Origin of the sequence: Paenibacillus sp. FSL W8-0426 (assembly GCF_037969725.1) — a bacterium.
GTDB classification, from domain to species: domain Bacteria; phylum Bacillota; class Bacilli; order Paenibacillales; family Paenibacillaceae; genus Paenibacillus; species Paenibacillus hubeiensis.
In genome coordinates, this window is sequence record NZ_CP150203.1 from 4,689,631 (window position 1) to 4,707,644 (window position 18,014).

Here is an 18,014-nt window from a genome sequence, read left to right on the forward strand (position 1 = left end):
CCGTTGTGCTCTCCCTCACGACCAGTTGGCGAAAATGTCGCGGTAGGGGTTACAACTTTTTTGCGATACGGAAAGCAGATTTCAGTTTGATTTGGTGGTCAAACCATGCAGTCAGTACGAAATCCCATACGCCTGTGCGGACGTTTTTGTCCCGATCGTAGAGAATTTGCGGGTCATAGTTGAAGTGCGAGTAACGGAAGTCGCCTACAACCGGATCAACGGCAGAGTCGCAGAATTCAACCGGTTTCCCCAGAATTTGCTCCGGCTGCGCGTTATAAAGGTTGGTTGTACCGTTGGAAAGCAATTCGACGATGTCCAGGTAGTCTGCGTAAGTCATAACGATCTTGGCATTTTCCCGGTAGTCTTCGTGCAGATCAGCAATTGCTTTCTTGATAGCAATGTACTTGGATGGTCCGTCAACTACTTTGATCGGATCAACAGTGCGGTAGAAAGACATATGCTCTTCTCCCGCTTTAGGGGTAGTTGCAAAGGATACCTTTTTCTCTTTTGCAGCCAGACCACTACCAAGTGCGTTATCAACCGTTTGGACAAGGTTTGTATCAGTCGCAGCCAAGATTGTTTCAGAGATAGGAGCGAAGACTTTGAATTTATGGCGACCGAACGAAACCACATCGCCAGTAGATTCAATTTCATTAGCCGTCTCCGTATCTGCGATGAAATCATCATCGTCTAATTCAAACGTGATTTTTGGAATCTCAAGGTTAGTCACGCTGGTGAACGTAGATACGTCACGGAGCGGATTTCTGACAAAAGGCTCATGAAGGAGTTCGGTTGTCATTGTAGTCGGCAGGATCTTGTCTCCACCTGTCCCGTTACCATCACCCAAAGCAGCTACCACATCATCTGTTACACGCTCGCCGCGGATTGTGGCACGTACCAAAGCAGCTTTGGCAGCCGTCACCTGTGCTTTAGGGTCACCCGCATTGTCGACTGGACCCCGGTTCCGATCCAAAGCCGCCTTTTGATCAGCCTCCATTTGGTCATGCTCTTTTTGCAGGATGTCGAAACGAGCTTGCAGATTGGCAGCCTTTGTTTCAAGCGCCTTAATGTCATCGATGGACGCATCAGGTTGTGATGCTTTAGCAAGGATATCTTGCTTAGTAGCGGCGAGCGATGCGCCAATTGTTACCAGATCATTTTTCACATCAAACAGTGTTTTAGCCATTAATAATACCTCCCAGGTATGAGTTAAGGTTTTGTATTTCAAGTCCGGATGTTTCCCGGATTCGTTGCAGGTATGCCGCTGTTTCCTCATCATTTCCGCTTGCCTGTGGAGCTTCTGGACTATTCAGCTTTGCAGCGATATCCTTCGGCACGTTTCGGTACTTGGCAAACAACTCTTGGCTGACGCAGGCAGCGGCTTGATTTGCCTCTTCTACAACATCACACAGCCCGTAGTCCAGACACTCTTGCGCGGACAGCCAGGTTTCGGCATCAAGTAACTCAGCGAGTTTTTCAGGTGTCAGCTTGTCGCCCGTCTTTGACAAGTAACTTTCCTTCATCGATCCGCCAATTCGATCAAGGTCATCCGCTGCTTTGCGGAGTTCGGCTGCATTACCCCAGGTAAATGTCCAAGGGTTATGGATCATCATCATGGCGTTACGCGGCATTCGCACTTCATCCGCGGCCATTACGATGACAGAGGCAATTGAAGCTGCTAGGCCATCAATATTTGCGATGACATAGGCTTTATGGCGTTTGATAATGTTTCCGATGGTTACTCCTTCGAAAACAGAACCCCCAGGAGAATTGACGTATAGATTCAAACGACTTATGTCACCAAGGGCATCAAGATCACGTTTGAAACTGTTCGCGCTTGTGTCGTCATCATCCCATTGCCAAGAGACGATATCTCCATAAATGTACAGATCACCTTCACCCTCAACAGCAGACGCTTTGAATTCCCAATATTTCTTTTTCTGTTGCTTGCTCATTGTTCATTCTCACCCCCTTTCGTCGTGCTTCCAGATCCGGACGACCGCCGGAGAGTAGGGTCCATATCAACCGGATATAGATCACCGCTAATCCATAGCTTGTCTGCCATACCACCCTCTGGCGGTAAATCTTCGAGCCTACGCACTTCATCCGGCTTCATCCCCGAACTGCGAAGCATTACATTGTAAAATGCAGTTCTGGAAGCCGTGTCCCCTCGTAACAACCCGCCCATGTTGAGCTTGAAGTACATTCCTTTCTTGCGTTCCTCTGGACGAAGCAGTTTTCGGTTGAACTCTTGCTCGTACTGCCGCACATCCGGCGTCAATTTCATTTGCACGTATTGGATCATCATTTGTTCATTTGATGCATAACTCTGCCCCTCGTTGTCGTTAAGAAACGTTACGGGGACATTAAAAACGTTGGCCACCCTTGAGCGAGTAATTCGCTCGGATGCCAACGTATCGGATGAAAAATATTTCTTGTCGATTTCGTCAATTGTGACGCCAGGCTCTTGAAACAAGATACCGCCGTTTTCGTTATAGAATCGTTTAAAGTCGCTGACAATCCGTTTTCGCTTCTCATCATCCACATTTGCCCCGTATGACAGGATGAAGCTGTCCTTTTTCTCCATCTCCGACAAACTGAACTCTTGAACCGCCTTATCATACAAAATAGTGTTTTTGAGAACATCCAACGGACTGATCCCTTTCCACCTTGATGAACCAGTAATGTGCTTGACATGGATCATGTCCATGTTATGGACATAGTAGGTCCCTTTTACGCCCCGGATCTCATACCACAGACTGCCATCATCAGAGTTGATCACTGGTGTAACAGCCGTTGATTCTATTGGCGTTATCGAGACAGGCTGATACCGAATATCACGCTCAATAATGGCGTATCCATTGCCAAACTCATTCCTATCCACTTCCAACTTGTTGATCATCTCGAAGCCACCCATGTTTTGATTAGGGCTGTTAATCAACAAATCTGCAGATGCATGATCAGTAACGACGTCATACTCCTTGTACAACTTGAGCGGCAATGCGGACATTATGTTTGCTTGTCGGGTAATGACGCTAAAGATGTTTTCATTTGACGCCAATTTGCTGTTGTCGATGCCCCAAAATGTTCGACCAGCCCATGAAGAAAAATTGAAACCCGCACCCTTCCATCCTGCTGCAGCAGCCTTAATCGCGCCGGTCACAGCACCCCGTAATCGTTGATGCCATTTCAAATTCTCACCCCCTTCCTATGGCGTTTTTTCGACTAAGAGAGTGAGTTTTGCAATTTGTAGCCTTCCAGCTCCCAAATCTTGGTTTCGATCCGTGATTTTGCGATATTCGCTCCGTTTTTCTCGTCATAGTTGTTCGGATCTACGCAAGCTGATTCACCAACAACCGTGAACCCATTTGGTAGCTTGGCCACAACGATACACTGCTTGCCAAAAACCTTGTGGAAAACCTCAAACTCGGAATTATTCATAATTTCATCGACTTGCGCTTTGGTTACGGTATTGCCTGCCATTGAGATCATCCTCTCTCGTTATAGATCGTTAACCGAAATAAATTGTATATCTCCGCCCCCTGGTGGAACCCCCATCTGCTTCATAACCTCTACATGGGCATTCAAAAAAGCCGCGAAACCGTCGATTTTACGGTAGCGGCTTTGCTTTTTAGGGAGTCGGTCCCTTTTGGGATCGTTCCCCAGCTTTACATTATTGACGTACCAGCGGAACATCCTGTTTTTGTTGAAAATAACCTTTCCGTCTATAAACATCTCTTTCGCGTCATCAACAGCCGGGCCAAGCGTTAATTGTCCTTGCCGGACTACTTCCATCTCAAAACCGTATGCTTTCAGGTCTTCCACGAGCCGGAACGCTTTGGCTGGGTCATACATTATTTTTTGTATTCCGAACCGGTTGGATTGCTCCACGAACCAGTCATATACATATTCTTTCTTCACGTATTCACCTGGAACAATGGTTACCAACCCCTGCTTCTCCCAAGCTTCATAAGGTATCTTTTCATTGTCGAGCTTAGCCTTTGCCTCTGAAACCCATGAATGACTCAATACCAGGACATCCCCAGTCTCGGTAATAGGAAATTCGAGGCATGCGCTTGTAAGATCCTCCGTGTCTGACAAGTCAAATCCACCGATACAATTGCGCCCGGCCAGCTCTGCCTCGTCCATTACTTTGTCATTCCTGTTGAGAATTTCCGGTGATACAAATGACAATTCGCTGCTGTTCATGAATAGATTAAATTGCTTTGTTACCCAGTCATTGTATTCCTGCGGAACATGACGGTCTGTATTGAAATCTTGTACCAGCTCGGGCAGATTAAGCGTGACCCCGATATTCGGGTTCGCCTTAATCCACATGGCCGGGTTCTCAATCTCTTTCGGATCGTCGAGTTCAGCCATAAAGTAAAATTTCCGTTCCTGCTCCGTCTCACCCTCAAGGACGTCCGTAGCAATCTCGTAATACTCCATGAGCGGACCGTCCAATTGGTAACCTGCTGTAGTGATGTAAATGACCATCGGCTGCTTACGTGCTGACCAAGACCGCTTGATAACGTTAATCAATTTGAAATCTTTAAACTCGTGGATCTCATCGAAAATCCCCAAGTGTGTATTCAATCCATCCAGCTTCTCACTGTCAGAAGCCCGTGGTTCAATTTGGCTGAATGTCTTCCCAAAATAGATACCTTTTTGATTTTCACGAAATCTTTTCCGCAAGGATGGAGATTTCCTGACCATCACACGGCTTTCATCGAAAAGCTCTCCCGCCTGCTGTTTCGTATTCGCCAAAACATAAACCCGAGCGCCTTCCTCATTGTCCTTTGACACTGAAAAGAGTGATAATCCTGATATTTTAGTCGTCTTACCGTTTTTCCTGCCAATAAAAATAAGCCCCTCACGGAAGCGTCGGAAGCCGGTGTCTTTATGAACCCACCCATACAATGAACCGATGGCGAAATGCTGCCATGGTTGCAGAATGAGTTTTTGGTAATCACCTTTCGAAGGCTTGCAATATTTCTCGATGAAGCTGATCGGGCGATGACCCATTTCTTCGTTGAAAATATAAGGGAATTCGTCAGTTCCTTGCCTTTTTAGGTCGTTTAAATGCCGAAAACAGGCCTGAATGACCTTTTTACAGGCGATTATTTCACCTTTTACGACCTGTTTTGCATACCAAGTCGTAAGCAATGTTGGTGAAAAGTCATCGAGTATGTGACGTTTTTTGATTTGTTGAGTCCGCCATTTTTCATACCATCTCTGGAGCTCAGAAGGGCTAGAATTCGTCGAAATCGTCATCGTCATCTGACCCATCACCCGATCCTGATAAAGCTGCTTTTTTACGCTGAGCAGGAGTGAGCCCAAGCGATTTCAACAAGTTATTCAATGTCTGAACAGTCTTGGTAATCTCGATGGCAAGCGGGTTTTTCACGATATTAGTCGCTCCAGCTTTATTCGTATGTTCAATCATCAATGGGTTCTTATCGACTTCCTTTTTCAATTTTCGATAGAACTTATGTGTCTCAACATAGAGTTGAATTAGTTCCTCGTCCGACTCACGATATTTGCTCCCAAGATGATCTCTTATTTTTTGAGCTGTAGGCACTGCCACATGTACTCACTCCTTTCAGCCGGGGTACCCCCCTTAATCTAAAAAACGTTCCTCGCAACGAGCGAAGGTGGCTCACCGGTCCCTAGACATCTCTTGACGCATTTTCAGGGGCGGGGGGGCTTGTTTTGTTGTTTCTCCATCCATTTGTTGCTTTGAAATTAGAACGCCTTAAAACACCCTTCTAGCTCGTCTGAGAGGGTGTGTCAAAATTCAATAGGGTTCGCCGGACTCTTTAACACCGTCGCTCGTCTTTTCTTTGGCTTCTCAGACCTTCTCCTGCCCTTCTCCGGGTGTTCTTGGTTGTGACAGGAAGGACAGATGCTCTCCAGGTTCTCAAGAGCGAGAGAGAGCTCTGGGAAGTCCTCCAGCGGCTTGATGTGATGGACCGTGTTGGCCGTGGTTATTCTCTCTGCTCTCATGCAGGGCTGGCAAAGGTAATGGTCCCGCTCAAGGACCAGGACTCTGCATTTTAACCACGCAGTTGATTTGTAAAAAGGATTTACTTTTTTATTCCTCATGATCAATCACCACCAAGGGTTAACCCCATGCTTGAAGAGCGCTAACCACTGAGCCTTGATGTCCTTCCACCATCTCAGGATGCCTTTGCGTACTCTCTTCCGTTCGTTCGGATCGGTTGTGCACCGGATGTATTCCAACTTTATTTCATGCAATTGATCACGTTCCATCTTCGTTTCGCTAACAACAAAGATTGATTTTCTGAACGCTTTGTCGTAGACATCGTACAACTGTATCTCTTTGAATGCATATACAGGCAAACGATTTTCTTTGAGTAACCACGGCTTTTTATAAAGCATACCTAACCCTTCAAGGATGTGTTCATTTTCTGCCGTCACAAATGTAAACCCGTTCTTGTCCAACCATCTGCGCTTACGCTTCTCCTGTCTGATCATTGCAATCACCATCCTCCATTCTCTTTCGCAGCTCATTCATCAGCAGCTTATTCTTCTCTATCAGCTTCATACCTTTAGATGCTTGGATGCTGTCCTGCAGGTTCCTGATGTTTGCTTGAAGTCTCCGGATCTCCGGGTCAGTGTAGTAAGCGACGTACCTATGCTTGCAATGCGGACAATCGAAGTATGTCTTCTCAATCCCGTCATGCATTTGTTCTATCTCAAATCCAGTTACCGTGAATTGTTGTTGGCATCCTGCGTTGCACAATGCTGGTATCGACATCTTTTCATCTCCTTTTTGTGGAATCAAAAACCACCCGCTTTTATACGAGTGGTTATGCATGCATGAATGGAGTTGTATTGTATATATCTTTTATTATTTATATCTTTTATTTCTTTTTTCTTTCTTAGGTGGAGAATCGTCCACCAGTAGTGGTGTATAACTCTCCACCACAAACGTATTTTTAGGTGTTTATTTAGTGGTGTATGATTCTCCACCACTAGCATTCATGATTTATGTATATCGATGTATATTATGAAAAAAATAAATAATTGCCTAACCCAGCATCTGGAATTATAATATCAATATCCCTCGAAAGAGGGGAGTCGAAAGGAGTGTCGCATTTTGGGCCAATTTTTGTTCTCCCCTTGTTCTTTAGGATATAGACAAGCATAACGGCGGACTATGAACAGGCGTAGATTCACGAGAGGTTTAGCCTACCTCTCCGCTGACGAGCGTAAAACGGTACATAGGACTACGTTATTGCCCTGTATTACCACGAGCTATAAGGGGATCTAATATGAGCAGGGTCACAGCTGCTTAAGTCGTGGTCGTCTCCATAGAAGCTGGGAAGGTGCTTCCAGTGGACTCGCCCTGAGCAACCATACTCGGGGGCCAAGCAGCCATACTTGGTGTCTTGAATACAATCAAGACCTTGACCTGCAAGGATGTTAAGGTATACAAGCGTGAAACACTGCCCGAGAGGAGCACCTTCCTCTCGGGTTTTGTTATATGCACAAATCCCCCTACTTCGCCGTCACCTCTGCGGCTTTTCGGGGCATAGATTTGCCCTGTATTCACTGCACAAAACCTAGAGCTGATTTAGTTGAAAGACGTTTACCGTTGAGCATGGCAGCAATGACCATAGTCTTGTCGGAAACCAGACCCTTGACTTCCAATGCCAACTCAGTAACACTTCCAGCTTTCAGCCTTATGACGTGCTCGGAATCATTAATACTCACATTGTCACCTAACAGCCTGACCTCAACCTTCTTGTTCAAATCAGATGTATTTACAATCTTGACTGTCACCGTCGCCGATCCTCCGGATGCGATAACTTCGGATGATAGTTTCACAGACTCAATAAATACATCTTCTTTTTTCTTCTTTCTCATGTTCTCCAGTTTTGTCAACTGAGCGACTGCGAATTGCATCCATGCCCGGTTAACGCCCCATGTTTCCCCGGTCTGCCATGTGTTTGTCCATCTTGGTACATCAGTGGATAGGCTCCCATCTATACCATTCACCATCGCCCCAACCAATTCATAACTATTGGCTGTATAACCATGGGTAAAGAGTTTAGAGGAATCAATTTTAATGTCACCAAAACCAACAATTTTCGGGGTGCCAAACACGTTTTTACCGCCGATCCATTCGAGCTGCCTATCTGCGATTTCAGCAGCCTCTTTATCACCAAATGTTATTGCGTATTCGTACAATGCTGCGGCGTAAAGAGCAACCATCTTTGTGTTCCCGTCCGAATATGATGCGCCATCGGATTCCGTGCCTTGAAAAAACCTGTAGTTCAAAGTATCAGAAGCATTAACCTTCCGGCTGCCTATCCCAAATCCATATGGGATAATGTTGTAGGCAGTGTTGGGAGCGAATCGTTTGATAAATCCATCCACGAATGTTTTTGCCGCTTGGTGCCACGAAAACCATTCTTCTTCTGTCGCATCTGTCATTTCCCTGGCGATCAAAGACAAAGCGTAAAGAGGTATTCCTGCATGGATTCGACTACGCATAATCTCCGCATTTCCTACATCCCGCAGGAAGAATCCCGTAAACTTACCAGCCGTCTTTTTGTGATCCCTAACCTGAGACGCTACAACCTTCGACAGGGCTTGTTTTGACTTGTATTGGTATGTTCTATCCCCCGTTAGTTTGTACAACTCAAATGCGGCTAGGGCTTTGTATGCGTAATTGATAACAGGCAAGGCGCGGAAATAATCCTTAACTGTTAAAGACTCTGCATATTTAACCCGTGGCACTTCGTCGTATTTGTCCATATATGCAAAAGCGTCAACTGCATGCGTTTTTAACTGGTTTGAATACTCCCTATCTTTGGAGAAGTACGCCGCTGCCTTTGATAACACCAAGGCATACAAATAATGCGCTATGACATGCTCACAGCGCTTGTTGTATCCACCTAAGTCTTCAAGTTCAATGTTTTCCACTCGCAAAATATAAGGTGTGCTATCACTGGACACGACATCGGAATATGCCGCCGCCAGCTGCCCGAATTTCATAACGCCGGATCCGTTTGGGTTACGCTCTTGTATCTTGAGCAGGTATGAAAGCCCGTAACGAAGTTCCTCTTCTGCACCAGGAACGTTAAGAGCATTGGCAATCATCTCCATAAGCGCAAACGGCTGAATGGTATCGTTGTAGCTGGTCCAGTGCTTGTAATCCAGAGCGTCTTCCCAGCCGCCGCCGATATCAACCATTTGGCCCGTGTCTTCACGTTTTACGAGTTTAACAGCGGGCCACCTTGAAATTTTGAGACTCCTTATGGACGCTGCCAAGAAATCGTCGTAAATATCGTTTCCGATAGGGAACACCGTCGAGAACAAACCATTGTCCGTTTTGATTCGGTATTTACCCGGCGCTTTTATGTCCGACAAATCACCCTTTAGGACGGTAGTAAGCATAGGGTCATTGACCGTTTCTAGGTTCCGCATATGTTGAACCGTGCTACCATCCAGAGCATTCAGCACGCTGAATCGAGTGGCTCCAGTCTCTGCTTTGATTAATACCGTTTTAAGTTGATCTGGCTTGTAGCCAAGAGCAGTAACATGTATGTCTGCCGATACAGACACAGCATCCAATCGAGTGATTGATGACTCTGCGGCAAACCCCGCCCTTCCGATCGCACCTATACGGTATGTGATTTGCGCGCTCGACGCTTTATAAGCGTAATAGTCATAATATGTTTTCGTCCCCGGCATAATCTCAACTTTGTACGATTTACCATCCGCAATTCGATCAATATACAAAGGCAACCCCTTGGCGTCCCCTTCGATGTCTATACGGTTTGTTGTTGGGCTGAAAACACTTGTCTTGATTTTAAGATCCGGTTGTTTGGTTTCCAACTCTAAGACAAACATCATGGCATCGGCATTGATTACAATGCTGGTCGAAGAACGCTTGTTGTCGATCTCTACATACTGATCAGATGTTGTATCAAATCGGAACGTTCCAAGGTACGCCGCCCTACTTCTTGTGCGTTGGTCCATCAGCGCAACAAAAACACCATCAGCATGTTTGATTGTGTAAGGACATTCAAAATCACGGTTGGTTGGGCCATCCGGCAAGTTGACATAAACGGAATAATAACCGGCATTCAGGAGTTTAGGAGACCATCTCACCTTTTTGCTCCCGTTCACCTCTGCCGAGGTGTATATAAAATCTCCACCTTTGAAGCCAGGGAACTCATTTTTTGAACTATTCGACGTCCAAGATCCCGACACTGTTGCTGCAGCGTTGTCTATAGAAGGTGCGTATCGAAATTCTTTGACTTCTCCTGCCTCGATATTCCGTTTTGGTTTTATTGTACGTTTGGGCGTGATTCTCATTTGAAGTATCCAATAACTCTTATTGTTAAATCTCCAGCAGTTGGCGCGCCTCCAACAGTTTGGTACGTTATTTTCATTCCACCTGCTCCGGCCGCGTTAACTCTATTGAATTTTCCCGATGGCTTTTGCGGTAGGATCGTACCGCCATCCACAGATTTGGGCATGAGTTCACTAAGCCAGAACACGTTGTTACCATTAGCAGCCTTCGCGGGGATAGCGTAAGCGTAATTTAATTTGTTTGTGGCATCGCTCGCCAATTCCCATACACCTATCGTACCGTCCTCCAAAACAATTGATGTCCCTTGCCATGGAGCGATCCTAACCGGTTTATCCAAGGTAGATAATACATACAAATCATATCTGACGTATTTGGATAGATCGGGCATGTCGACCGTTTTAACCAATGCATCCCTCAATGCAACCTTGTTTACCGTGTTAATGAATTCCATAGCAGTTCCATTGTCGCTGCTTCCACCAATAGTTACTGGTTTTCCATCTTGGTCAACCAAAGATACGTTCAACTTCTCACCAGGATTAGCCAAATTCACGCCTTGAATATCTACGGGGATAGCTATATCCGAAGCGGTTAATTTCGTGGACAATAAAGTACTCACATCCAGAATTGATCCGTCTGCCAAATGAATGAACATTTTCTCACTCCTTTAATTTTTTTATCTCCATTCGTGTCGTCTTGGTGTCGATTTAGTGTATCTTATTAAGCATCACTCCCTTCCTGTGCTGATCAAAAGAAAAAGCCGCTCGTTTGAGCGACTTAGTTAATCTTATGATAAATATGAACCTCTACCAAAACCCCGTCATCCTGACAAATCAACTTGAAGCCTCGGTCTGTTTCTTCTACATTTTCGTCTGATGCGATAACCGCGCTTTTAAGGAGGTCAGGCAACACTAATTGATCTTGCTCAGTCATAACTAAAGTATTGTTAAAAGTTTTTGTTTCCGCCGAATCTCCATTATGCCATATGATGATTCCGTTGACTTTCAACCCTTGTGCGAACTCTGTTAAAACTCGGTTTTTAGTTAGCAAACACTTCACCTCTTATTTTATTATTCACAAGAAGCGCTCAACTTGCTGTTAGTGAAGTATTCAACAAAAATGATGTTTTTCCTTTAAGCTCCCTGACGGAGTCGAACCGCCGCTTTCCAGATCTCTCCGGACTCTGCCATTGAGTTAAAGGAGCGCAATAAAAAAGCCGCCTACATTTGGCGACAATGATAATCCTATTGGGAATTTGGTTTGGGCAATATTTTCATCATTTGCTCATCGAAATGTGCGGAATACCTGCTTACTAATTCTGTAATATCACTTATAAGTATTTCTTTATCCTCTGGTCGAGTCCCCTTCGTACCTAAATCAGTAATATCTTCGATCAATTGAAGTAGTTCTCTTGTTATTATTTCTCCATGTTCAAATGTATTAGGCACTAGATCTTGAAGCCTATTCACGCATATTAGCAATTTCATTTTTATTTCTCTTACACTTTCATCACCCATAATTAATTCCCAATTCACAGCATTAATAATTCCTTTGAATTGTTTATAGAGCAGATACTGGGCACTTTTCAATTTAGGAGTTTCTTTCTTTTCCTGTGCAACGAGAGTATACTTTGCAACCAAAAAAGCTCCTACAGTTCCAATGATACCTCCAAAAAAACCTCCAAGATCAAATGTTGGCATGGTAACTTTCCCCCTTTTCAGACTTCTTTCGACATATCGCAAACAAAGTCCTTTGGGGAATGAAACAAAAAGAGCAGCATGCCCGCTTGTACTACCCTTGCGGCTCTATGCAGGTCTGATTGCAAGGGGCTAACTGTCGCCGCTCGTCTTACGCCTACCACCGTCAAACAGGTATTTGGTGTGTCGGGTGCTGTTCTCTTTTTGTTCCATGCTATAACTATAAACTATAAAAAACCTAATGACTTATAGGATTTTTAAATAATTCGTAAAACTTTTTTAAAAAGTTGTTAACCTGATTTTTGGGAGAAAAGAAGGATCGCCGAAGGCATTTGGAGAAGTAGCCCTTTGAGGTGATCAGATGCATCGTACATACAGAGTTTTAAGGAATGACATGGAGTTTTTGGTCGCGGCATTCAGCCAGGATCGCGTGAGCGTTTGGCATGTGCTTGAGGAAGGCGAAGCATTGATTGATTATGGAGGGATTGTCGAGGGGTACAGCCCAATAGCGGTTAGGATCGCAGGCAAGAGGTTTTTCAGGGATACATTTGAGTTTAGGCTTGAGAAAGTAACTACATAACTAAAATGCTCTGCCGGCTTTTGTCTGGCAGAGCATTTTCTTCTATATTGTTGCTTTTTAATTTCTGGAGTTGCTAATTTTGTTGTCTTCTGTTATCGACTACAGTAATTTTTGTCTGTCCATTTTCATCTTTCGAATAAGTGACAAAGATATTCAGCGTTTCCCTGACATAATCAATCACTTGTTTATCTGTTCGATGGTCTACGCTATCAGTAGGTCTGGTTAATTGAGCAAATGAGTTTAAAAGATCTCTGGCATCTCCGTAACCGGTGTATGCTGCTGTCACCTGGTCACGCAGACCAACACAGCATTCAAGGTAAAATTTAGCCATCGCATGTGTATTAATTTCATCTATGACTATCGGAGTGGATGTTATAGAACGAACCAATTCCCGTGCATCTAGATATGATTTCACCATACTTGAGTTGAGTACTGTAAAATTAGGGACTAGATTTCTAAAGTCCTCTAAGTCATCACGATCTTTAAAATACCAACCTAATTCGTTGCTGCGACGTTCCCGTAGTATGGTCATCAAAAGCATCCCGTTTATATGTACATCATTCCCGATGACTAGAATGTTTTCAGTTCCTTTGGCCAGTTCTTTTAATAGCTCTTTATCCTCGTTCGAAAGTAATCCTTTTTCATTCAATTGTTCTAACGTATTCATGTGCTTCCCCACTTTCCAGTTTTCATAATTTTGTCAACGACCATCATATTATCTCACAGATAGGACACTCAGTGCTACTAATGAGTTGTCTCAATGCTAAGTTATAAGATATATATTAGTGTTCTGGCGAGAACCCACCGAGGTGCATGCATCAAACAATGACCATGAAAAAACTCCATCAGCGTAATGCTGTGGAGCGTTTTGTTTAGGATACTTCTTTTATTAGATTCTCATTGTTATTCTTCACATTGCCGACGGAGGAATCCACCTTGTATGCTCTCATTTCATCCGCCGAATACGGTCTGAGAAACGCCAGGACGCTTTCTTTGTCAGAATCCTTGTTAAGCCACTCCGCTTCATCCTGCGGCCGGAGAATGACCGGCATGCGATTATGGATGTCCTCCATGAGACTGTTCGGTTCGGTCGTAATAATAGTGCATGTGCTCAGCTTGTTTCCGTCCGGATCGATCCAGGTATCGTATAACCCGGCTAAGGAAAATATTGAGTCGTCTTTCATTAAAATTCGCATCGGCTGCTTTCCGGATCCAGTCTTCCGCCACTCATAGAATCCGTTCGTCGGGATGATGCACCTCTTCGATCCAATCAGACGTTTGAAAGCCGGCTTTTCTGCAAGTGTCTCAGCTCGAGCATTGATCATCTTGTTTCCGATTATCTTTTGATCATCGGCCCAGGATGGCACCAAACCCCAACGAAGGGAACCAAGTCGATTTCCATTGCTGCTCCCTATGATCGTCGGAATGAATTGCATAGGCGCTGCATTGTAGTTTGGCTTGTACTCAAATCCATCCGCCACGGCCGCCATGTACCGGTCCATGATTTCTTCTATTGGGTCCGTAATTGTGAATCTGCCACACATCTGAATCCACCTCCTGCAAATCTTTAATCACACGATAAACTGTTCAAACACCGGCGTTCGTAATAAACCGGATTTTGTCCAGTTTCGCATTTTTACCCTGGCTTGTATACGTGGCTCCAGGTAAACGTGATTCTTATCCTCTCCAGTCACAAGCTGCTTGCATACACCGCGGAATGCCTGCTTATGCTTTTGATTCGGCCCGTGCTCAATTATTCCTGCTGGACGTAGCTTTCCGGATAGATCGGACACGGCAGCAAGCCAGCCGAATTTCGCCTTTTTGTACCCTGTGATAAATACATTGGCGTAAGACCAGTTAATGACCTTCTGCCAGTCTCTGGACCGCCTGCTGACGTACTGGCTGTCCTTACGTTTGCCGACTACCCCTTCCATTCCCATAGCCTCTATTTGGACGTACAGGGCTTCTCCCGCCCCTTCTATGTGTGGGACAACCCCAAAGCTACTGGACGGCAGATTGAGGCCGTGAAGTATAGTCTTGCGCTCGATGAGCGGCAGCTTGCGGAGGTCTCGACCTTTGTACCGGAGGATATCGAAGATTGCGAACGTGGCAGGCAGCGTCTTAGTGAGCTGCAGCACCTTGGAATGCTGACGCGTACTGAAACGGCTCATAACGCCTTCGAAGTCGTTCAATCCCGTATCCGGATCAGTACAGGCCACCTCTCCGTCCAAGATGATGTCATCGTCAAATGGGAGCAACAACTCGGGGTATTGCTGTGTGCAAACATTATTGTGTCGCGTATATAACCGGATGTCTCCGGACTGCTGCGAAAAAATTAACCGGTGCCCGTCTACCTTAGGTTCAAAAATGTATTCCGAATGACTGAACGGTCCCGGGGATGTTTCAAGTAACATAGGGGAAATAAACATAAAAAACACCTCAACCCAATTATAGCGTTTTGCCATAAAGGATTGAGGCGGTAAGTTATGGGTGGCCTCTAACCTACTGGCCAAGTATGTACGCTAAGAGGTTTTACAAAATCCCCCTCTGAGTCAATAATAAAGTCTTGAACAGAATTATCATTTATCAACATCATATGCGCAACATCACCAACACTCGAAACGGATTTAGATGTCTCTCTCACTGCATTCACAAAAACGCCTGTAGCCTCATCGAGATTTTTAATCTCCGTTTCCCCCATTACGTTGCGAGCCTCGATACATCCACTACCCAATGCAACACGATCTTTAATTTCTAATACCTGAAATCCGTTGCTACTTTCACAACCATAAACAAACGGCTGACCGTCTTCTCCGATTCCAAAGATTACATAGCTCATTCCTACATCGTGGTAATCTGGATTAGCAATTTTAAATCGTTCATAGTTAAACGAAAAGCAAGCTTGTGCACACAATACAACCTGAGAGATTTTAACATGGGCCTTACCTTGAAACGAAGCTTTAATCCCCATTACTGCCGCATCACTCGCTGAACCCAAACCACTTGTTGCAATACCTACTCTAGGAGCAATTACGTGTATTTTTTGTGAGTTCTCTTTAGTGGCATATCCAGTTACACCCTTTTCATCAACTGCCACTCTTCGCATATCAGAAACAACGACAACTGCTTTTTCAAAACATTCAGCAATAATCAAAGTCATTTAAATCCCCCTCTTTTTATCATGAAATTATTATACAAATTTATCAACTATAAAACAACAATTTAAGTTTGACTTCATGTACTTTTAATTTTAAAATATAAACACAAAATAAAGAAAGGTTGATATTATGGGTTTTTCATACAAACCATTGTTTCACTTAATGCTGGATCGCGGAATGAAAAAGACTGACTTAAAGACTGAACTGGGCCTAGGGCCTTCAACTGTTGCCAAGTTTGAAAAAGGCGAGAATGTATCAATGGATGTCCTTGACAAGCTCTGCACACATTTTGCCTGCACCCCAAACGACATTATTGAACATGTGAAGGAGTGATCCAAGATGCCACATTATTTCGACGAAAAAACAAACAGTCACTATTTCAAAATCAACTACAAAGATGAAAGCGGGCAATATAAACAACTTTTACGTCGGGGTTTTAAAACCATAAAAGAAGTAAAGGCCGCGATGGCTAAAGCCGAAACTGAGATCAACGAAGGTAAATTTGTAAAAGAGTCGAAGATCCTTTACGAAGATTTTATGAGAGATTGGCTTGAGGATAAAAAGCGGAACATCAAAAAGGGAACTTGGATTATGTATAGCAGTTTGGTAAACAATCACATCCTTCCCATTAGAGTAAATGCAGCAGGAAAGAAAGTTGGTCTATCCGGGTTCACACTCGGTAAGATCAAGGCCAGACACATAAAAGACCTGCTTCATCATTTGCACGATTCACAAGCATTATCAGATGAAAATATTCAAAAGTGTTATTCGATCATTAAGGACTCCTTGAAAATCGCCAGAACTGAGGGGTTGGTTTCGGACAATCAAGCAGAATTGGTAAAACGTCCCACCAAGCGTAAAAAGGAAATGCAGGTTTGGACCCTGGAACAATCCCAGCAATTTTTAAGGGGGGCTGCTTCTGATCCACTTTACAACGTCTTCCTTTTGGCGCTAACGACCGGTATGAGGCAGGGTGAAATTCTTGGGCTTAGGTTGAAAGATGTTGACCCGGAGAACAGCATAATTAGCGTCACGCAGATTTTGCAGCATGATGGCAAGGGATTTGATTTCGGAGCAAAAACACTATCAGGTGTAAGACCGATCAGATTGGACAAGTCAACCATGGAATCTTTGCAGAAGCATATTAGAAAATCCAAAGAAAAGCGAATGGAATTTGCTGATGTCTTTGAAGATAACGGGCTGGTATTCTGCACGAAGACCGGAAAACCGTTGTCTCCACGAAACGTGTACAGAAGCTTCGAACGGATCATAAACACAATTAATGAGGAACTGCAGAAGAAGAGAAGTGCGGGGCTTGATGTTGGTCCAGATCTACCGAAAATCAGGTTCCATGACATGAGACATACTCACGTCACATTCCTGATCAAGAATCGGGAAACACCACAAGCAATAGCGGAGCGTTTGGGATGGTCTGATACAAGGATGATTGATAATTACGCTCATATTCGCCCAGACATTCAAATGGACGTTGCTGAAACATTCGGTCGCTCTTTCTACTCATCTAACTGATACGAAAAATCGTATCAGAAACTTTATTCGTATCATATTCGTATCACGCCTTAAAAAAGCGGGGTTATTTTTGTACGGAAAATAGGAAAACCCTTGCTGCGCAAGGGTTTTTGTTATGATCTGTAGTGGGCTCGAACCACTGACCCCTACCCTGTCAAGATAGTGCTCTCCCAGCTGAGCTAACAGATCAGATCAAATATTAAATGTTGTATCGATCAAGTAACAGTATCATACCAAGTAAACGCGTACACTGTCAATCCTTTTTTTTAACGTTATATTTTCGCTGATTTTGAGCACACTATGGTAAGATTACCAATTAAGTAATGGAGGTCCAACCTTTGAATAATATGCCGGAATCCAAAACCACTTCCCTTCCGATCATTGCCCGTTTGTGCTTCGGTTCAATCTCCCTGCTGATGTGCATTGTTATTACGGGCTGCAGTCTGGAGAAGGATGAACGCACGGTGCAAATCCAGCAGCTGATGCAGCCCAACGAAACGAACGATCTACCTGTGTGGCGGGACGTTTATTCCAAATCCGTTCAGCATGACGTTTACTCCCCGCAAGGACATGTCGAATCTCTGCCTTGAACAGGCAATAATCATGAACGATTCGGAAGGCTTCACTCCTCCTCATCCCATTTTCGAGAATAGGCCTTCTTGGTAACAAAGTACATAAGAACCATCATTCCAAGCGACATC

The 18,014-nt window shown here is 44.4% G+C and carries 20 protein-coding genes and 2 tRNA genes; 3 read left to right on the forward strand and 19 right to left on the reverse strand.

Annotated features, from left to right (window positions below; all coding sequences use genetic code 11):
• Positions 1-49 precede the first annotated feature (49 nt).
• The 18 genes from MKY59_RS21040 to MKY59_RS21125 form a co-directional block, all read right to left on the reverse strand.
• Positions 50-1,186 carry a phage major capsid protein gene (locus MKY59_RS21040; protein ID WP_339273636.1) on the reverse strand — a complete coding sequence of 379 codons (1,137 nt, stop codon included), beginning with the start codon at positions 1,184-1,186 and terminating at the stop codon, positions 50-52.
• A complete protein-coding gene (locus tag MKY59_RS21045; protein ID WP_339273638.1) occupies positions 1,179-1,955 on the reverse strand; it encodes a head maturation protease, ClpP-related in 777 nt (258 codons plus the stop codon). The genes MKY59_RS21040 and MKY59_RS21045 overlap by 8 nt, the downstream gene beginning before the upstream one ends.
• Positions 1,952-3,193 carry a phage portal protein gene (locus MKY59_RS21050; RefSeq protein ID WP_339273639.1) on the reverse strand — a complete coding sequence of 414 codons (1,242 nt, stop codon included), beginning with the start codon at positions 3,191-3,193 and terminating at the stop codon, positions 1,952-1,954. The genes MKY59_RS21045 and MKY59_RS21050 overlap by 4 nt, the downstream gene beginning before the upstream one ends.
• A gap of 32 nt (positions 3,194-3,225) precedes the next feature.
• Positions 3,226-3,483, reverse strand: coding sequence for a Gp49 family protein (locus MKY59_RS21055; RefSeq protein WP_339273640.1), 258 nt, complete (start codon positions 3,481-3,483; stop codon positions 3,226-3,228).
• An 18-nt stretch (positions 3,484-3,501) separates the two neighbouring features.
• Complete coding sequence (locus tag MKY59_RS21060) at positions 3,502-5,274, reverse strand: terminase large subunit (RefSeq protein ID WP_339278446.1); 1,773 nt, start codon at positions 5,272-5,274, stop codon at positions 3,502-3,504.
• Entirely contained in the window at positions 5,252-5,587 is a 336-nt protein-coding gene (locus MKY59_RS21065; RefSeq protein WP_339273642.1) for a phage terminase small subunit P27 family, read from the reverse strand. The genes MKY59_RS21060 and MKY59_RS21065 overlap by 23 nt, the downstream gene beginning before the upstream one ends.
• A gap of 203 nt (positions 5,588-5,790) precedes the next feature.
• A complete protein-coding gene (locus tag MKY59_RS21070) occupies positions 5,791-6,105 on the reverse strand; it encodes an HNH endonuclease signature motif containing protein (RefSeq protein ID WP_339273644.1) in 315 nt (104 codons plus the stop codon).
• Between the two features lie 6 nt (positions 6,106-6,111).
• Positions 6,112-6,498: a hypothetical protein gene (locus tag MKY59_RS21075; RefSeq protein ID WP_339273646.1), complete on the reverse strand. Its 387-nt coding sequence runs from the start codon at positions 6,496-6,498 to the stop codon at positions 6,112-6,114.
• Positions 6,476-6,781, reverse strand: a complete 306-nt coding sequence (locus MKY59_RS21080; RefSeq protein WP_339273647.1) for a hypothetical protein — start codon at positions 6,779-6,781, stop codon at positions 6,476-6,478. The genes MKY59_RS21075 and MKY59_RS21080 overlap by 23 nt, the downstream gene beginning before the upstream one ends.
• 794 nt (positions 6,782-7,575) lie before the next feature.
• The gene (locus MKY59_RS21085) at positions 7,576-10,353 is read right to left on the reverse strand and encodes a glycoside hydrolase family 9 protein (RefSeq protein ID WP_339273649.1); all 2,778 of its coding nucleotides are present in this window, start codon (positions 10,351-10,353) and stop codon (positions 7,576-7,578) included.
• Positions 10,350-11,003 carry a hypothetical protein gene (locus MKY59_RS21090; RefSeq protein WP_339273651.1) on the reverse strand — a complete coding sequence of 218 codons (654 nt, stop codon included), beginning with the start codon at positions 11,001-11,003 and terminating at the stop codon, positions 10,350-10,352. The genes MKY59_RS21085 and MKY59_RS21090 overlap by 4 nt, the downstream gene beginning before the upstream one ends.
• A 122-nt stretch (positions 11,004-11,125) precedes the next feature.
• Positions 11,126-11,398: a hypothetical protein gene (locus MKY59_RS21095; RefSeq protein ID WP_339273653.1), complete on the reverse strand. Its 273-nt coding sequence runs from the start codon at positions 11,396-11,398 to the stop codon at positions 11,126-11,128.
• 86 nt (positions 11,399-11,484) lie between these two features.
• Positions 11,485-11,552 (reverse strand) — tRNA-OTHER (locus MKY59_RS21100).
• Between the two features lie 40 nt (positions 11,553-11,592).
• On the reverse strand, positions 11,593-12,048 hold the full coding sequence (locus MKY59_RS21105; protein WP_339273655.1) for a hypothetical protein: 456 nt from the start codon (positions 12,046-12,048) through the stop codon (positions 11,593-11,595).
• A gap of 650 nt (positions 12,049-12,698) precedes the next feature.
• Positions 12,699-13,292 (reverse strand): hypothetical protein, encoded by a 594-nt coding sequence (locus tag MKY59_RS21110; protein ID WP_339273657.1) that lies wholly within the window; start codon positions 13,290-13,292, stop codon positions 12,699-12,701.
• A gap of 205 nt (positions 13,293-13,497) precedes the next feature.
• Positions 13,498-14,169, reverse strand: a complete 672-nt coding sequence (locus MKY59_RS21115) for an SOS response-associated peptidase (RefSeq protein WP_339273659.1) — start codon at positions 14,167-14,169, stop codon at positions 13,498-13,500.
• 27 nt (positions 14,170-14,196) lie between these two features.
• On the reverse strand, positions 14,197-15,090 hold the full coding sequence (locus MKY59_RS21120) for an ATP-dependent DNA ligase (RefSeq protein WP_339273661.1): 894 nt from the start codon (positions 15,088-15,090) through the stop codon (positions 14,197-14,199).
• Between the two features lie 32 nt (positions 15,091-15,122).
• Positions 15,123-15,785 (reverse strand): hypothetical protein, encoded by a 663-nt coding sequence (locus MKY59_RS21125; RefSeq protein ID WP_339273662.1) that lies wholly within the window; start codon positions 15,783-15,785, stop codon positions 15,123-15,125.
• A gap of 160 nt (positions 15,786-15,945) precedes the next feature.
• Between MKY59_RS21125 and MKY59_RS21130 the strand changes: the two genes are divergently transcribed.
• Positions 15,946-16,116, forward strand: a complete 171-nt coding sequence (locus MKY59_RS21130; protein WP_339278447.1) for a helix-turn-helix transcriptional regulator — start codon at positions 15,946-15,948, stop codon at positions 16,114-16,116.
• A gap of 6 nt (positions 16,117-16,122) precedes the next feature.
• Positions 16,123-17,313: a tyrosine-type recombinase/integrase gene (locus MKY59_RS21135; protein WP_339273663.1), complete on the forward strand. Its 1,191-nt coding sequence runs from the start codon at positions 16,123-16,125 to the stop codon at positions 17,311-17,313.
• Positions 17,314-17,429: 116 nt separating this feature from the next.
• Here the strand turns inward: MKY59_RS21135 and MKY59_RS21140 are convergent.
• Positions 17,430-17,502 (reverse strand) — tRNA-Val (locus MKY59_RS21140).
• A 149-nt stretch (positions 17,503-17,651) separates the two neighbouring features.
• Between MKY59_RS21140 and MKY59_RS21145 the strand changes: the two genes are divergently transcribed.
• Positions 17,652-17,903: a hypothetical protein gene (locus MKY59_RS21145; protein WP_339273664.1), complete on the forward strand. Its 252-nt coding sequence runs from the start codon at positions 17,652-17,654 to the stop codon at positions 17,901-17,903.
• The last annotated feature ends 111 nt before the right edge of the window (positions 17,904-18,014 follow it).

What these genes read in the sequence shown, in the direction of transcription:
- MKY59_RS21040 (WP_339273636.1), bottom strand. Translation starts at nt 1,186, where the DNA reads ATGGCTAAAACACTGTTTGATGTGAAAAATGATCTGGTAACAATTGGC.
- MKY59_RS21045 (WP_339273638.1), bottom strand. Translation starts at nt 1,955, where the DNA reads ATGAGCAAGCAACAGAAAAAGAAATATTGGGAATTCAAAGCGTCTGCT.
- MKY59_RS21055 (WP_339273640.1), bottom strand. Translation starts at nt 3,483, where the DNA reads ATGGCAGGCAATACCGTAACCAAAGCGCAAGTCGATGAAATTATGAAT.
- MKY59_RS21060 (WP_339278446.1), bottom strand. Translation starts at nt 5,274, where the DNA reads ATGACGATTTCGACGAATTCTAGCCCTTCTGAGCTCCAGAGATGGTAT.
- MKY59_RS21070 (WP_339273644.1), bottom strand. Translation starts at nt 6,105, where the DNA reads ATGAGGAATAAAAAAGTAAATCCTTTTTACAAATCAACTGCGTGGTTA.
- MKY59_RS21075 (WP_339273646.1), bottom strand. Translation starts at nt 6,498, where the DNA reads ATGATCAGACAGGAGAAGCGTAAGCGCAGATGGTTGGACAAGAACGGG.
- MKY59_RS21080 (WP_339273647.1), bottom strand. Translation starts at nt 6,781, where the DNA reads ATGTCGATACCAGCATTGTGCAACGCAGGATGCCAACAACAATTCACG.
- MKY59_RS21085 (WP_339273649.1), bottom strand. Translation starts at nt 10,353, where the DNA reads ATGAGAATCACGCCCAAACGTACAATAAAACCAAAACGGAATATCGAG.
- MKY59_RS21090 (WP_339273651.1), bottom strand. Translation starts at nt 11,003, where the DNA reads ATGTTCATTCATTTGGCAGACGGATCAATTCTGGATGTGAGTACTTTA.
- MKY59_RS21105 (WP_339273655.1), bottom strand. Translation starts at nt 12,048, where the DNA reads ATGCCAACATTTGATCTTGGAGGTTTTTTTGGAGGTATCATTGGAACT.
- MKY59_RS21110 (WP_339273657.1), bottom strand. Translation starts at nt 13,292, where the DNA reads ATGAATACGTTAGAACAATTGAATGAAAAAGGATTACTTTCGAACGAG.
- MKY59_RS21115 (WP_339273659.1), bottom strand. Translation starts at nt 14,169, where the DNA reads ATGTGTGGCAGATTCACAATTACGGACCCAATAGAAGAAATCATGGAC.
- MKY59_RS21120 (WP_339273661.1), bottom strand. Translation starts at nt 15,090, where the DNA reads ATGGCAAAACGCTATAATTGGGTTGAGGTGTTTTTTATGTTTATTTCC.
- MKY59_RS21125 (WP_339273662.1), bottom strand. Translation starts at nt 15,785, where the DNA reads ATGACTTTGATTATTGCTGAATGTTTTGAAAAAGCAGTTGTCGTTGTT.
- MKY59_RS21130 (WP_339278447.1), top strand. Translation starts at nt 15,946, where the DNA reads ATGCTGGATCGCGGAATGAAAAAGACTGACTTAAAGACTGAACTGGGC.
- MKY59_RS21135 (WP_339273663.1), top strand. Translation starts at nt 16,123, where the DNA reads ATGCCACATTATTTCGACGAAAAAACAAACAGTCACTATTTCAAAATC.